Here is a 14,767-nt window from a genome sequence, read left to right on the forward strand (position 1 = left end):
ACCCTCACCCGCAAGCGGGAGAGGTTTTCGGACCCGCTGCGCTAGAACGCCCCGGCCACCGTCACGCGAAATGTCAGCGGCTCGACCGGGTGCAGCACGTAGTCCATCACGCCGTTCTGGCAGACCGCGGCCGGCGCGACGCCGCCGGTACAGAGATTATAGAGCGTGTCGGTCTTGAGCAGCGAACCATAGGCGTAGGTGATCTGGTTTGCCTGCGTGTTGAAGAGATTGAGCACGTCGAGCTGGATGCGCCAGCCGTTGTCGGCGCGATAACCCACGCGACCGTTGAAGATGCCGGTCGCTGACGAGCGGAAAGCATTGTCCTCCGTCAATGGACTCGCTGCCAGATAGCGCCAGCGCACACCGCCGAACCAGCCGGTCTTCTCGCCGAGCGTGATGCCGGCGGAGGCCACCATCGGCGGCGCATTCGGAATGTAATTTCCGGGCGCGTTGCCAATCTGCGCCTCGGGATAGCCGGCGAGCGAGGCGTAGACGTCCGCCTGATCGAAATCATAGCCGCGGAAGCGCGCATGCGTCATGGCGAGATCGGCATCGATGTCGATCCAGGAGCGCGGGCGATAGTGGTTGGTCCACTCAAAACCGTAGCGGCGGCTGGCGCGGGTCGCCTCGGTGTCGCCGGCGTCGCCCGAGAACAGGATCTCGGAATCCTGGTCGAGGATGAAGACGCTGAACGAGGAATCGAGGCCGGGAATGATCCTGGTGCGGACGCCAACCTCGGCGCCGCGGGTGCGCACCAAAAGCGGCGATGGCGAGAGTCTTGTGGTGGGATCGCTCGGATCTTCCGTCGTGGTCGCGCCGCGCGCGTCGTTGGAGTGCATGCCGTAGCCGGCGCCGAGGAAGAATTCGGTCTGATTGAAAGGACCCAACACCATCCTGAATTTCGGGCTGCCGAGCGAGGCATCGACATGACCGGAATTGTTGGAATTGAACAGCGAGGTGACGTCAGCGCTGTAGTAATCGCCGCGCCAGCCGACCGTCGTCCGCAGCCAATCGGTCCAGCGCACGGTGTTCTCGGCGTAGATGCCGACGCTGCCCTCGCCGACCTTGTCGCTGCGCACGCTCGACAGGAAGCTTCGCTGGAACGTGTTGGAGAGCGCGAGATCGATCGAATCGTAGCGCGATTGCAAGCCGAAGGTGGTTTGCATCGGCAGCCCAGCGAACGAGCCGTTCAGCGTGCGCGAAATATTCGCGCCGGCCATCAGGCGGTCGTCGTGCTGGTGAAACTGGTCACCGAACACGGGATCGGTCAGGAAGTAGGTGAAATTGTTGAAGAGGTCGAGCTGGCTCTTCACGACATAGGCATTGGCCTTCCAGGAGCCTGTATCGTCGCTCTGCGCGACGCGGCCTGACAGCGCAAAGCGGTTGGTGTTGCCGCCGTCGCTTGGGTCCTCCGCGCCGAAGCGGTCGAGGAAACCGCTGGTGATCGCGCGCTGCGGCACCTGGTCTGTGGAATTCCATTTGTTGGCATAGGCCATGCCGGTGACGGAGACGCCGTCAGTCGCGGTGCCCTGGCTGTAGCGGACGAGGCCGTTAAGCTTCTTCACATCGTCCGGATTCACCCACGGGCCGTTATAGGTGCCAAGCTCGCCGGCCACGAGCAGCGAACCGTCACCGACCTTGGCCGAGTCCATGCCGAGCAGGCGGCGATAGCCAAAGCTGCCGACGGTCACCTGCGCAAGTCCCTGTTCGGTGCGGTCGATCAGGCCGATATGGATGCTGCCGACCGAGGCGAAATCGCCCTCGTCGGCGAAATAGGGCCCCTTGCGCACGTCCATTGCATCGATGGCTTCGGGGATCAGCCAGTTCAGATCGGCATAACCCTGGCCATGCGCGTGGGTGCGCATGTTGACCGGGACGTCGTCGACATAAATCGCAAGATCGGTGCCGTGATCGAGATTATAGCCGCGCAGAAAATACTGGTTGGCTTTGCCCTCGCCGGAATGCTGGGTGACGATCAGCCCCGGCACGGCCTCGAGGGCTTCGCCCGGCCGTGTGAAGATGCGCGCGTTGACCACCTCTCCCGAAAGGGTCATCTCGCTCGCCATGCTCGGCGCACTCTTGGCGCCGGAGGCGACGCCAGCGTTCCCTCCTGCCGGAGCCGGCGCCGGCTGGGCGACCACAGGGCGCGTCGTTGCCACGGGCCTGAGGGCGCGCCGCGTTGCGGACGGCTTCTTGTGATGCTGCGCCGCGCCGCCGCTGACCTCAACGGGCGGCAGCTCACGCGGCGTGGTGCTGCTCTGTGCGAAGGCCTTGCCGGGATCAGCGATCAGAACGAAAGCCGGAAGCGCAGCGAGAGCGACGCAGCGGCAGCCTGGCTCAGGCCGCCTCGGTCGCATCGGCCCCTCGGAGCACTTGCGTGCGCGGGCCATCCGCAAACATGCGGCGGTAGAGCACGACCGAGACAAGCCATGCGATCGCAAACAATGCGATCACTGCGAAGCCAACATTGGCGAGCGACTCGTTCAGACTATCGACAAGCGCCCATACGCCACCGGACAGGCCAAGCCGGTCACTGATCAGGCCAAGCGCCTCGATGCCGCCGATGAACAGCGCGACCGCGACAGAGGCGCCGGTGATCGTGAGATTGTACCAGAGCTTGCGCATGGGATCGACGAAGGCCCAGCGATAGGCGCTCACCATCAGCGCGGAATCCGCGGTATCGACCAGCGCCATGCCTGACGCGAACAGCGCGGGGAAGACCAGGATATCGGCGAGCGAGGCACCGCGCGCGGCCTCGGTGGCGGAGATGCTGAGCAGCCCGATCTCGGTCGCGGTGTCGAAGCCGAGACCGAACAGGAGGCCGAGCGGAAACATGTGCCACGGTTTCGTCACCAGGCGAAACATCGGGCCGAGCAGCCGCGCGAGAAATCCGCGGTTGGCGAGCAGCGCCTCCAAGCCGGCGGCGTCGTGAACGCCCTGCTCGCGCGCGGCGCGGAACGTCCGCCAGAGGCCGGCGAAGATGACGAGATTGATGGCGGCGATCAGCAGCAGGAACAACGCCGACACGGAGGTGCCGATGAAGCCGCCGATCTCCCGGAGCAGGCTGTCGCCGGCGAGGCTGACCACGCCGAGCGCGAGCAGCATAGTCGCAACCACGACCACGGTAGAGTGGCCGAGCGCGAAATAGAGGCCGACGCTGCGCGGCGTATCGCCCGACTGCATCAGCTTGCGCACGACATTGTCGATGGCGGCGATGTGGTCGGCGTCGACGGCGTGGCGCAGGCCGAACACCCAGGCGAGCAGCGCGGTCGCCATCACCGCGGGCCGGTCGCCGAACGCCGCGAAGGCCCAGGCCCATGCGGCGATGTTGGCGGCGATCAGCCCGCCGAACAGCAGCACCATTCCGGGCTCGACCGCCCGCACAGACCTGGTCACGAAACTCATTCCGCCGCGCGCCTCGTTGCGTCAACGGTATGATCTTTTCATAAAATGATCACACTGACCAGTGCAATCCCGGAAGGGCGGCACAGTTTTGCGGCAGTGCTCGCGGCCATCCTTCGAGACGCCCGCTGCGCGGGCTCCTCAGGATGAGGCCCTGGCCCGCGGCGAAATGTCAGCCCCTCATGGTGAGGAGCCCGCGCAAGCGGGCGTCTCGAACCATAAGGCCGAGATCCCGCTACGCCGCCTCGGACCCGCCGAGATAGGCATCCCGCACGCGGGGATCGTCTTTCAGCGTGCGCGCAGAGCCTGACAGCACGATCTTGCCGGTCTGCAGCACATAGGCCTCGTGCGCGATCTCGAGCGCGAGGCTGGCGTTCTGCTCGACCATGAAGACCGAGACGCCCTCCTGGTTGATGGTGCGGATCAGTTCCAGCACGCGGTCGACATAGAGCGGCGACAGGCCCATGGTCGGCTCGTCCATCACGATCATCCTGGGACGGCTCATCAGCGCGCGCGCCATCGCGACCATCTGCTGCTCGCCGCCGGACAAGGAGCCTGCCCGCTGCGACAGCCGCTGGCCAAGCTTTGGAAACAGCGTCAGCATCTTGTCGAGATCCCGCGCCACCGCATCGCGATCGTTGCGCACGAAGGCGCCCATCAGGATGTTTTCGCGGACGCTCATGTCAGCGAATAGCCGCCGCGCCTCCGGCACCGAGGCGATGCCGCGGCGGACGATCTGCGGCGTGGTGAGCCCGATCAGCGAGGCGCCGTCGAACGTGACCTCGCCCGAGCGCGGCTTTACCAGGCCGAGGATGATCTTCATCGTCGTCGATTTGCCGCTGGCATTGCCGCCGAGCAGGCAGACGATATGACCTCGGCCGACCGTGATGGACAGGTCGAAATGCACCTGCGCCTGGCCGTAGAACGTGTTGACGTTGGTCAGCGCCAGCAGCGGTTCGGGTGCGCTCGTCATGCCGCGCTCTCCTGCTCCGCCGTCCCGGACAGGCCGTGGCCGAGATAGGCCTCGATCACCTTGGGATCGTTGCGCACCTCTTCGCCCGGCCCTTCCGCGATCTTCTTGCCCTCGTCCATGACGATGACGCGATCCGAGAGCCGCATCACCATCTCCAGCTTGTGCTCGATCAGGAGGATGGTCAGTCCCTCCGCCTTCAACTCGGCGACGAGCGCCTGCATCTCCGCGGTCTCGCTCGGGTTCATGCCGGCGGTCGGCTCATCGAGCAGCAGCAGGCGCGGCTTCAAAGCGAGCGCGCGGGCGATCTCGACGCGGCGGCGGTTGGCGTAGGAGAGGCTGTAGGCGGGCTGATCGATCCGCGGCAGCAGCCGCTCGCCGAAGCGGGCGAGAATGGCCTTCACCTCCTCGCGCAGCTTCTCTTCCTCGGCCTTGACGCTTGAGGGGCGCAACAGCGCGAGCCCCAATTCAAGGAGCGGACCGATCACGGGCACTGCCGGCTTCACCGCGCGAAGCCGCGTGTGCGCGCCGATCAGCACGTTGTCCATGACGCTGAGATTGCCGAAGACGCGGCCGAGCTGGAACGTCCGCGCGATGCCGCGGCCAGCCAGCCGTTCCGGCGAAAGGCCCGTGATGTCCTGTCCCTCGAAACGAACCTCGCCCGCATCCGGCCGGTCGAGCCCGGTGACGAGATTGAACAGCGTGGTCTTGCCGGCACCGTTCGGGCCGATGATGCTGACCAGCCCACCCTTGGCGAGATCGAGATCGATACCGTCGACGGCCGTCAGGCCGCCGAAGCGGCGGGTCAGCCCGCGCAGGGACAACAGCGGTGCATTTGCCTCCGCCATCAGATCGTCCCCAGCAGGCCCTGCGGCCTGAACCGCACGAGCAACAGGAGAACGATACCGTAGATCAGGATGCGGTACTCCGCCGCGATCCGGAACACTTCCGGCAGGCCGACCAGCGCGACCGCACCAACGATGGCGCCGACGACATTGCCGAGGCCGCCGAGGATCACGACGGTCAGCGCCAGGATGGATTGCTGCGTGTTGAAGGTCTCGTGGTTGATGTAGGAGTAGAGATGCGCGGCGATGCCGCCGCTAACGCCGGCTGCGAACCCGCCGAAGATGAAGGCGAGCGACTTGTAGCGGTTCAGGCTGAGGCCATAGGCACGCGCGGCGATGTCGTCGTCGCGGATGGCGCGGAAGCTGCGGCCGAGATGCGACGAGAGCAGCCGCGCCTGCAGCAGCGCCAGCACGACCATCACGGCAAAGCTGAACCAGTAGATAGAATTGGGGCTGATCAGGTCGTAGCCGAACAGCGACAGCGGCGGGATGCCCGAAATACCAATGGGGCCGCGGGTGACGCTTTCCCAGTTCAGGATCACCAGCGACACGATCTCGCCGATGGCCAGCGTCGCGATCGAGACGTAATGGCCGCGCAGCCGGAACGACGGCGAGATCAGGATCGTGCCGAGCGCGGCGCTCATCAGGCCGCCGGCGATGATGGCGAGACCGACGGGAACGTTAAGTGCCAGCGACAGCAGCGCGGACGTGTAGGCGCCGATCGCGAGCAGCGCGGCGTGCCCCAGCGAGACCTGGCCGATCGTGCCCGCGACGAGCGTCAGGCTGAGCGCGAGCATGCCGAGCAGCCAGGCATTGATCAGGGTCTGGAGCACGTAGAAGGACACCGGAAGCAGCGGCAGGATCGCGAACGCAGCGACCGCGAGAGCCAAGGCCCAGCGCGGAATGCGCACCGGCCGGCTCGGCGCGATGAAGGTGCCGGTGAGCGGCTCCGGCGGCGCCTGCCGGGCGCTGGCGAACAGGCCGTTCGGCCGCAGCACCAGCACCACGACCAGCAGCAGGAAGGCGAACAGGTTGCGATAGCTGGTGCCGAACACGGCGACGCCGTAGCTTTCGACCAGTCCCAGCAACAGGCTGCCGACCACGGCGCCGGGCACGTTGCCGGCGCCGCCGACGACTTCCGCGACGACGCCCTTGAGCGTCGCCTGCAGGCTCATCGCGGCGTCGATCTGGTTGTAGTACATGCCGACCAGCAGGCCGGAGACGCCGCCAAGCGCAGCCGCAATGCCGAACACCGCCTGATTGACGCGGTTGACGTCGACGCCCATCTGCATCGCGGCGTCGCGGTCCTGCGAGGCCGCGCGCACCGCCCAGCCGAGCTTGCTGTAGCGCAGGAACACGAACAGCAAGAGCGCGCTGGAAATGCCGACACCAGCGATGAGCAGATCGAGCGGCCCGATCGTGCCGCCGCCGACCTGGAAACGCACGTCCGGCAACTGGCTCGGCAGCGCGCGCGGATTGGGCGAGAAGGTCAGCATGACCAGCTGGTCGAGCACGAAGCTGATGCCGATGGTCGCGAGCAGCGGCGCGATGCGCACCGAGTTCTGCAGCGGCCGCAGGCCGAACCGCTCGATGATCAGCCCGACCAGCGCCGCCACCACCGCAACGAAGATGATGGTGAGCGGCAACGGCGTGTGCAGCTGCACCACCGCGACCCAGCCGATATAGGCGCCGACGAGGTAGATCGACCCCTGTGCGAAGTTGATCAGCCGGCTGACGCCGAAGATCAGCGCGAGCCCGACCGCAACGAGGGCGTAGACATTGCCGACGATCAGCCCGTTGATGGTGTAGTCGAGCCAGGAAGACACGCGATAGTCCCAATCAGAGAAAAGCGGCCGGAGCCCCCGCTCCGGCCATCATGTCAGGTCGGCTTGCCGTCCCAAAGCGAGAATTGGCCCTTGCGCACGACGAGCTCGGCATTCATCGCGCCCTTGACCCGGCGGGTCGCGACGTCGAACGTCGCCGTGCCAAAGATGACGCTCGGGACGTCCTTGACCTTGGCGAAGGCATCGCGGATCGCCTTGCGATCGGGGCCACCGATCTTCACCACGGCGGCCGCCATGTTCATCGCGTCATAGGCATAGGCGTTGAAGGCATCGGGCTCGAGCCCATTGTACTTCTTCTTGAAGCCGGCGATGAATTTCTGCACCTCGGGACGCGGATCCTCCGGGAAGTAGCGCGTGCCGACGTGAACGTCCTCGACGGCGTCGCCGCCGAGCTCGAGGAATTTCGGCGAGTAGACCGAGCTCGCGGCGCAGATCACCTGCTTCAGCCCGACCTGCCGCGCCTGGCGCGCGATCAGCGCGCCGTCGGAATAGTAGGAGATCAGGACCAGCCCGTCCGGATTGGCGTCGCGCACACGGACCAGCGTGGATCGGAAGTCGCGCTCCTCGGCGATATAGCCTTCGGTGATGGCGATCTCCGCTCCGTATTCCTTGGCGGCGTTGTTGAAGTAGTCGCGGCTGGTGCGTCCCCAATCGGTGTTGAGCTGCAGCACGGCAAGCTTCTTCAAGCCGAGCTTCTTCACGGCATAAGCTGCCAGCAGCGGCTGTTCGTCGGCCTGGCTCACCGAGGTGCTCCACATGAAGTCGCCGCCCTTGGTGAAGTCGGGGTGCGAATTGGTGAAGCCGAACTGCACGAGGCCGCCGCGCTGGTAGATCGGCGAGGCCGCCATCGAGGCGGGGCTGGAGAAATCGCCGAGCTCCAGCACGATCTTGGGATCGGAGACGAACTTCTGGGCGATCGCCACCGACTGGCGCGGATCGCTCTGGCTGTCCTCGAATTGATAGGCGAGCTTGCGACCATTGATGCCACCGCCGGCCAGGATCTCATCGAGCGCGAGGTCAAAACCCTGCTTCCATTGCGTGCCATATTGCGCGTTCGGCCCCGTGAGCGGACCGCTGACGCCGAGCAGGATCGGCTCGGCGCCGTCGGCAAAGGCTGCCCGCGAGAGTGACGTTCCCGCAATTGCGGCGGCGAGCGAGCCCTTCACCAGGGTTCGGCGATTGATGTTGCTCATGCACGGCTCCATCCAGTCAGGTGTTACAAACAAAGTAGCAATTCTTGTGCCGGTGAGATTGGCTATTTCGAGGGTTCACCGAGCGACAGCATCAGCCGGTTTGCCCAGTTGAAGAACGAGGCGCCGTTGATGACGTCGACGATCTCGGCATCGTCGAGGCCCGCACTGCGCAGCTCCTTGATATTGTCGGGGCCGAACGCGATCGGCGTCGCAGCCAGCGCCACCGAGGCCTTGACCACGGCGTTCCAGCGTTCGCCGAGATCGGCGTTGACGCCTTCGTCGAGCAGCTTCTGCACGTCCTCGCGGCGCTTGGAATAGGTGCTGGCGAAGCGCGCATGCACCGAGGCGCAATAGATGCAGCCGTTGTAGCGCGAGGTCGCCGCCGCCGCGAGCTCGCGCTCGGCGCGCGGCAGGCCGTCGGCGACGTTGTAGAAGATGTCCTTGTCGGTCTTGGTGCGGGCTTCCAGCACCTCGGGATCGCGCACCAGCAGACGGAAATATTCCGACTTGGCGCGGGCGCGATCGACGAGGCCATTGAAATGCCGCTCGGTCAGCTCGGCCTCGGGCAGCGGCTCGATCCAGGAGACCCAGCCGAGCTCATCCTGGGTGAAGACGACGGGCGGATTGACGGTGGCGCTCATGATGCGGCCTCCTCTTATGCGTTCGCTGCGGCGAGCGTGCGCAAGCCGCTGACGACCCGCACCTGGAACGACAGGAATGCGACAAGTTGAGAGAACGTGACGATGCCGGTGTTCGACCAGCCGGCGGCCAACAGCGCCTTCATGTCGGCGGATGCCGCATCGCGCGGCCGGAACACCAGCAAATGTGCATGCTCGAGGGCCGCGACGAGCCGGGCGCCGAGAACGGACTTGCTCGCCGTGCTGACGCGATAAATCAGGCCGGCCGTGTTCTCGACCGACAGCGGACCGGCAGGAAACGAGCCATACGGCCCCGAGGTCCTGCCGCGCGCAATCTCGGCGTCGATCGCTTCAAGCAGCGCCGCGCCACCCGCACTCGCCGCGAGCTTGTCGCGATAGAAGGTCGCGACGGGGGATTCGCCGTGGAGCCCGGTCACGAAGGCCGCGACCGCGGCGCGCTCGACAAGCGAGAAATCGCTCGCATCGATCGGCTCGAACAAGGAGAGATAGCTCTTTTGCGCGTTGTCACGCGCCTGCAGGCGTCGTGCGCGGATGGCATCCAGCGCCGATCCCGGCTTGATCCCGGCGAGCGTGTCGATGACGTCAGGCGTACTCATCATAAGGCCTCGTACAATCCAAAAAATCCCGGCTAGCCTGCCAGGGCGACTTCGGGCGCCGTCCGGATCCAGCCCAGCGCCGGCGCGACCTTGTCGGCCACGAGTTCGATCGAGCGCAGGACGTAGGGATGCGGCGCATCGACCGAGTGAACCTGGAACACCAGATCGGTCACCCGCTCCAGCGTCGCGTCCGTGCGCAGCGAGGCAATGACCTCGTCGGCGCCGCCGACATGGGTATCAAACGCCGTGATCATCTCCTCCAGCGTCTCGCCCGGAGGAAGGTGACCGCCTTTCATGAACTGCGGAAGCGCGCGGCGCAGGCCGATATCGGCGAGCCTCAAAGCCTCGCGATGATCGTCGGCAACGAACACGCTGCGCGACGCCATGATGCGCGGCTCGGCACCCGGCGGCAGCGCCGCAAGATAGGCATCGATGATCGGGTTCTGGATCTCGGCAAGCGTCGCCTTCGGCGCGTCCTTGGCCCGCGGCTGGGTGCGCGAGAGCAGCAGGCCGTCGCCGGCCTTGCCGGCGCGCGCGCCGCCCGCCACCGAGAATGTCGCCTGCCAGATGCGCTTGTCCAATTGCGGCCGCTGCGGATAGAGCGTATCGCCGCCGTCGAGCTGCTTGCCGGTCAGCGCCTTACGGACCACCTCGAGATTGCGCGCGAAAATCTCGTTGCGCTGGGTGCCGTCGAGGCCAAAGGCGGCAAACGCGGACGGGTTGCCACCGGTGCCGACACCGAGCTCGAACCGGCCGTTGCAGAGCAGATCGAGCACCGCGGCGTCCTCCGCCACCCGCACCGCGCTCTCCAGCGGCAAGGTGACGATGCCGGTACCGAGGCGAATGCGCGAGGTCTGGGCTGCGACATAGCCGAGGAACGTGAAGGGCGACGGCAGCCCGCCCTCGCGCTCGTGAAAATGGTGCTGCGCGATCCACGCGGAATCGAGACCGGCCTTCTCGGCCCGGACGATCTGTTCGGCGGCGAAGCGATATCGCTCCGCCGGCGGCGCCTCGTCGAGCAGCCGCGTGAAGAAGCCCAGGCGTTTCAGGTTTGCAAAGCGTTTCATACGACCCCTGTCGGGCGAGGATGGCCACGACCCCGATGATGTCGGTTGCCGCGGCCCGAGACAAGCGGGCAATGCGCAAGGCTGCCCGCCGGGATCGGCCCCCTGAGCTGGAGCCTGGCCAGGCAGATTGCCTACCAGCTCGGCAGCACCGCGCCCTTGAACTTGGTGAGGATGAACTCCTTCACCTCCGCCGTGTGGTAGCTGTCGACCAGGATCTTGACCCAGGGCTTGTCCTTGTCGGCGGTGCGCACCGCGATCAGGTTGACATAGGGGCCCTTCGGGTCCTCGCGCAGGATCGGATCCTTGACCGGATCGAGGCCCGCCTGGGTTGCATAATTGGTATTGATCGCGGCTGCATCGACGTCGTCGAGCGCGCGCGGCGCCTGCGCCGCATCAACCTCGATGAATTTCAGCTTCTTGGGATTCTCGGTGACATCAAGCACGGTCGGCTTGAAACCTGTACCGTCCTTCAGCTTGATCACGCCCTTGTCGCGCAAGAGCAGCAGCACACGGCCGCCATTGGTCGGATCGTTGGGAATCGAGATCTTGCCGCCGTCGGGAATGTCAGCCCAGCTCTTGTGCTTCTTTGAATAGACACCGATCGGGAAATTCACGGTGAGCGCAACCGACTCGATCTTGTAGCCGCGGTCGGCCTTCTGGTTGTCCAGATAAGGCTGGTTCTGGAACGAATTGGCCTGGATATCGCCGGCATCGAGCGCCGCGTTCGGCACCACATAGTCGGAGAACTCGATGAGCTGGATGTCGAGCCCCTGCTTGGCGGCAACCGGCTTCACCGCCTCGAAGATCTGCGCGTGCGGGCCCGGCGTCACGCCGATCTTGATGGTCTCGGCGCTGGCTGCAGCCGACCATGCGGCGAGCACGGTTGCGAGGATCAGGGCGGGACGAAACGACATCTTGGTCTCCATAACTCGGCGGCAACGATTGGAACCGTATTCGCTTCTCCGCCAGGCGAAATCAATGAAATGGAAATCCATATTTGCCGCCTGCGGCGGGCAACGCTTCTCCATTTCGGCGGCAAAGGAGAAACGAACGGCCGCGTCGACAAGCGGGAGGTGTATCACGGCAAGCCCGCGCCGAGAACGCGAGAATGGCGGTCCGATAGCCAAGGAGATCCGCCATGAGCGCCCTCGCCGTCCCGAAATTCGCCGCGCTGAATCGGTTCGAGGGTTTTTGGCTCTACGCAGTCTGCCAGGGACTTCCGACCTATGCCGGCGTGGCGCTGACGGTGAAGCTGATGGGCGCTTCGGAGATCGTCGGCGAGCGCTATGGCGCGGCGATCTTCGTCGTGATCGCCTCGACCATCCACGGCCTGGTGACGCCCTGGCTCGGGCCAAAATTCCCGCGCTTCTTCAAGCACACAAGTGAGCCGATGTTCCTCAACGCCCATCTCAGCTTCGCCGAGAAGGTATCGTGCTGGCTGGGGCAACCGAAAACTGCGCTGCAGCTCCTCACCAACGTGCTGCTGATGTCGGTGATGGCGGTCGGCGTGACCAGCATTCGGTGATCAGTGTGGTGCGGCGCGCCAGGTCGATGGCGACAGCATGATCAGAACGCAGATGACGGCATAGGCGGCGAGCGATACCGTCACCATGGCAGCAAGCCCGGTCATTCCCGCACCGAAATATGCCACCGCGGTCCAGCCGCCGCCGGCCGCGATCAGGATGCGCGCGACCGCGGACAGCAGAGGACCCATCGCCCGGCCCGTGCCTTGCGCGGCGAACGACGTGACGAAGCCGAAGCCCAGCGCGGCATAGGCTGGCGCCACGATGCGCAAATAGGTCATGCCCTCGCTCACCACGTCCGCGTCGTGGCTGAAAAGATGCAGCCAGGCCGTCGGAAAGATCGCAACCAGCAGGCCGATCGAGCCGGTCATGATCAGGCCCGCGGCGCCACTGACCCAGCCGATCCTTTGCGCCCGCGCGGTCTGGCCCGCGCCCATGTTGACGCCGACCATGGTCAGCGTCGCCGTGCTGATGCCGAACAGCAGCGGGATCATGATGTAGTCGAGCCGCGAGGCGATACCGTATCCGGCGAGCGCGGACGTGCCGAACAGGCCGACCGCACCGGTGACGAGGATGACGGTGAGGTTGGTCAGCACGGCGTTGAACGCGGTGGGGATGCCGACCTTCAGCATGTCGCCGAAGATCCTTGCGCGCAGCGGCGTGATGTGCAGCCGTAGGCCTGATGCGCCCGAGGACATGTAGCGCAGCAGGAACAGCATGGCCGCGCCGTAATAGAGGCCGAAGGCAATGCCGGCGCCGCCAATGCCGAGACTTGGGACGGGTCCGAAGCCGAAGATCAGCAGCGGCGACACCGGGATCGTCACGATCGCGCCAATCAGCGTCACCAGCGCCGGTACCTTGACGTTACCCGAGCCACGCAGCGCGGCCGCCTGGAGGTTGACGATCCAGACCGGAATTGCGCCTGCAAACAAATAGCTCGAATAGGTGATGGCGGCGTCGAGTGCGCCGTCGCGGCCGCCGAGCGCGCGGAACAGCGCCGGACCACCGAGGCGCACCCCCAACGTGAACAGCGCGCCCGCGATGATCGCCAGCACGATGGCGTGGAACAGCGCCGCATCCGCATCGTCGCGGCGGCCGGCGCCGACGGCACGCGCCACCGACGACGCGACGCCGGATCCGAACCCGCCATTCGACATCATGGTCATCAGCATGAAGATCGGAAACACCAGCGCAGCACCGGCCAGTGCATCGGTGCCGAGATAGCCGACATAATAAGCCTCCGCGATGTTGACCGCGGTTTGCGCCACCAGCACGGTCACGGTCGGCAACGCTAGCTTGAGCAAGGTCGGCAGGATCGGTGCCGTCAGAAGCGCGGCGCGCCGCTGATCGGCCGGGGTCGGCACGCTGCGAGGCGCGGCCGCGCTGCGCGCCGGGGGCTCGATCGCGGACAAGGGCGGTGCGGCGACGTCCTCGACTGACATTCCTGAAGTCCTGTTATTTTTCGCGGCTGCAGCCGGTGCGCGAGCCATTGCATTACGATCATAATGCTTTATTATGACCGTAATGCAATAGCAAATCGCTCACGATCCTGTGGCCGGTACTTCCCGCTCGGCTGGCAGGAGGGAGTTAGAGCCCATGCGCTACGACAAGGGACGCAAGGACGAAACCCGCAGGCACATCCTCGATGTGGCCTCCGCGCAGTTCCGCGAGAGCGGAATAGCCGCTGTCGGCCTCGCCGGCATCATGTCGGAGGCGGGCCTCACCAATGGCGCCTTCTACTCTCACTTTGCCTCCAAGGAGGAGCTGGTGCGGGAAGTGCTGACCGATGCACTCACCCGGCGCGAAGAGCGGCACAAGGCCAATCTGGAAAACGGCGTCGCGCTCGAAACCACGATCCGCGACTATCTTTCGACGCGGCATCGCGACCGCGCCGGCAGCGGCTGCCCGACCGCTGCGCTGGTCGCCGAAATCGCACGGCATCCAAAGGCGACGCGCGATGCCTTCACCGGCAAGGTCGCCGATATCATCGTGCTGATGGCGGAGCAGATCAGGCCAGGCTCCGCGAAGGAGCGCCGGCGCAAGGCGATCACGATCTATTCGACCATGGTCGGCGCACTTCAGTTGGCGCGCGCGGTCAACGACAAGACTTTGTCTGACGAGATCCTGGAGAATGCGGTGGAAGCGGCGATTGCGATTGCCAACGACCGCTAAGGCGTTCGAATGCCCGATCACCATCTGTGGCGGTTTGGCGGCGGCTGAAATGATTCTCTGGCCGCTGCAACACAGCGAAACTTGATGTGCCCTCGGCGGCCGGGTTAGCGTCTCCGCGCGGCCTTACAACTTCCCCAAGTTCGCTGAGTTCGCACTGGACCGTCGCCTGAACCTGCTGTCGGGCGACGGTCCGGATCTCTCACCGCCTAGTCGAGTCCCTCGACCGCCACCATGTGGCGCTCGGACGTGCCGATGGTGTATTTGAGCGCCTCCGAATATTCGGGCGAATTGTAGCAGTTCACCGCAGCGTCGAGGCTCGGGAAGCGCGCAACGATGCTGCGTTCGTAGTTGCCGCCCTCGAGGATCACCTGCTTGCCGCCGCGCGCGAGAAACACGCCGCCGTGCTTCTCGATCGCCGGTCCGGCAAGAGCGGCGTACTTTCCGTAAGTTTCGGGATCGGTCACGTGAACGCGCGCGCACCAATAGGCAGACATGG

Annotated in this window: 14 protein-coding genes; 2 read left to right on the forward strand and 12 right to left on the reverse strand. The window is 65.4% G+C overall.

All coding sequences use genetic code 11. The features are described from left to right. Positions 1 to 41: 41 nt before the first annotated feature. The 10 genes from NLM32_RS37465 to NLM32_RS37510 all read right to left on the reverse strand — a co-directional run bounded on the left by NLM32_RS37465 (position 42) and on the right by NLM32_RS37510 (position 11,502). A complete protein-coding gene (locus tag NLM32_RS37465; RefSeq protein WP_254133705.1) occupies positions 42 to 2,357 on the reverse strand; it encodes a TonB-dependent receptor domain-containing protein in 2,316 nt (771 codons plus the stop codon). Continuing rightward, positions 2,338 to 3,405, reverse strand: a complete 1,068-nt coding sequence (locus tag NLM32_RS37470; RefSeq protein WP_254133706.1) for a HoxN/HupN/NixA family nickel/cobalt transporter — start codon at positions 3,403 to 3,405, stop codon at positions 2,338 to 2,340. Before NLM32_RS37470 ends, NLM32_RS37465 begins: the two co-directional genes overlap by 20 nt. Before the next feature lie 232 nt (positions 3,406 to 3,637). Then, positions 3,638 to 4,375 carry an ABC transporter ATP-binding protein gene (locus NLM32_RS37475; protein ID WP_254133707.1) on the reverse strand — a complete coding sequence of 246 codons (738 nt, stop codon included), beginning with the start codon at positions 4,373 to 4,375 and terminating at the stop codon, positions 3,638 to 3,640. Next, positions 4,372 to 5,220: an ABC transporter ATP-binding protein gene (locus NLM32_RS37480; RefSeq protein ID WP_254133708.1), complete on the reverse strand. Its 849-nt coding sequence runs from the start codon at positions 5,218 to 5,220 to the stop codon at positions 4,372 to 4,374. Before NLM32_RS37480 ends, NLM32_RS37475 begins: the two co-directional genes overlap by 4 nt. After that, positions 5,220 to 7,043 (reverse strand): ABC transporter permease, encoded by a 1,824-nt coding sequence (locus NLM32_RS37485; protein WP_254133709.1) that lies wholly within the window; start codon positions 7,041 to 7,043, stop codon positions 5,220 to 5,222. Before NLM32_RS37485 ends, NLM32_RS37480 begins: the two co-directional genes overlap by 1 nt. Positions 7,044 to 7,096: 53 nt before the next feature. Then, entirely contained in the window at positions 7,097 to 8,254 is a 1,158-nt protein-coding gene (locus NLM32_RS37490; RefSeq protein WP_254133710.1) for an ABC transporter substrate-binding protein, read from the reverse strand. Positions 8,255 to 8,316: 62 nt separating this feature from the next. Then, positions 8,317 to 8,895, reverse strand: coding sequence for an alkylhydroperoxidase domain protein (locus NLM32_RS37495; protein ID WP_254133711.1), 579 nt, complete (start codon positions 8,893 to 8,895; stop codon positions 8,317 to 8,319). Positions 8,896 to 8,909: 14 nt separating this feature from the next. Continuing rightward, complete coding sequence (locus NLM32_RS37500; RefSeq protein ID WP_254135514.1) at positions 8,910 to 9,509, reverse strand: CMD domain protein; 600 nt, start codon at positions 9,507 to 9,509, stop codon at positions 8,910 to 8,912. Positions 9,510 to 9,541: 32 nt separating this feature from the next. Beyond that, positions 9,542 to 10,576 (reverse strand): putative FMN-dependent luciferase-like monooxygenase, encoded by a 1,035-nt coding sequence (locus NLM32_RS37505; protein WP_254133712.1) that lies wholly within the window; start codon positions 10,574 to 10,576, stop codon positions 9,542 to 9,544. A 131-nt stretch (positions 10,577 to 10,707) separates the two neighbouring features. Next, complete coding sequence (locus NLM32_RS37510) at positions 10,708 to 11,502, reverse strand: MetQ/NlpA family ABC transporter substrate-binding protein (protein ID WP_254135515.1); 795 nt, start codon at positions 11,500 to 11,502, stop codon at positions 10,708 to 10,710. A 212-nt stretch (positions 11,503 to 11,714) separates the two neighbouring features. Between NLM32_RS37510 and NLM32_RS37515 the strand changes: the two genes are divergently transcribed. After that, the gene (locus tag NLM32_RS37515; protein ID WP_254133713.1) at positions 11,715 to 12,101 is read left to right on the forward strand and encodes a hypothetical protein; all 387 of its coding nucleotides are present in this window, start codon (positions 11,715 to 11,717) and stop codon (positions 12,099 to 12,101) included. Here NLM32_RS37515 and NLM32_RS37520 read toward each other — a convergent pair whose 3' ends face one another. Beyond that, the gene (locus NLM32_RS37520; protein ID WP_254133714.1) at positions 12,102 to 13,541 is read right to left on the reverse strand and encodes an MATE family efflux transporter; all 1,440 of its coding nucleotides are present in this window, start codon (positions 13,539 to 13,541) and stop codon (positions 12,102 to 12,104) included. It abuts the gene before it with no gap. Between the two features lie 154 nt (positions 13,542 to 13,695). On the opposite strand from NLM32_RS37520, the gene NLM32_RS37525 reads away from it, so the two are divergent. Beyond that, positions 13,696 to 14,271, forward strand: a complete 576-nt coding sequence (locus NLM32_RS37525) for a TetR family transcriptional regulator (RefSeq protein WP_254133715.1) — start codon at positions 13,696 to 13,698, stop codon at positions 14,269 to 14,271. 206 nt (positions 14,272 to 14,477) lie between these two features. On the opposite strand, the gene NLM32_RS37530 is transcribed toward NLM32_RS37525, so the two are convergent. Further along, positions 14,478 to 14,765 (reverse strand): DUF1330 domain-containing protein, encoded by a 288-nt coding sequence (locus NLM32_RS37530; RefSeq protein WP_254133716.1) that lies wholly within the window; start codon positions 14,763 to 14,765, stop codon positions 14,478 to 14,480. Positions 14,766 to 14,767 lie beyond the last annotated feature (2 nt).

The sequence above is a fragment of the Bradyrhizobium sp. CCGUVB14 genome (assembly GCF_024199935.1).
Classification (GTDB): Bacteria; Pseudomonadota; Alphaproteobacteria; order Rhizobiales; family Xanthobacteraceae; genus Bradyrhizobium.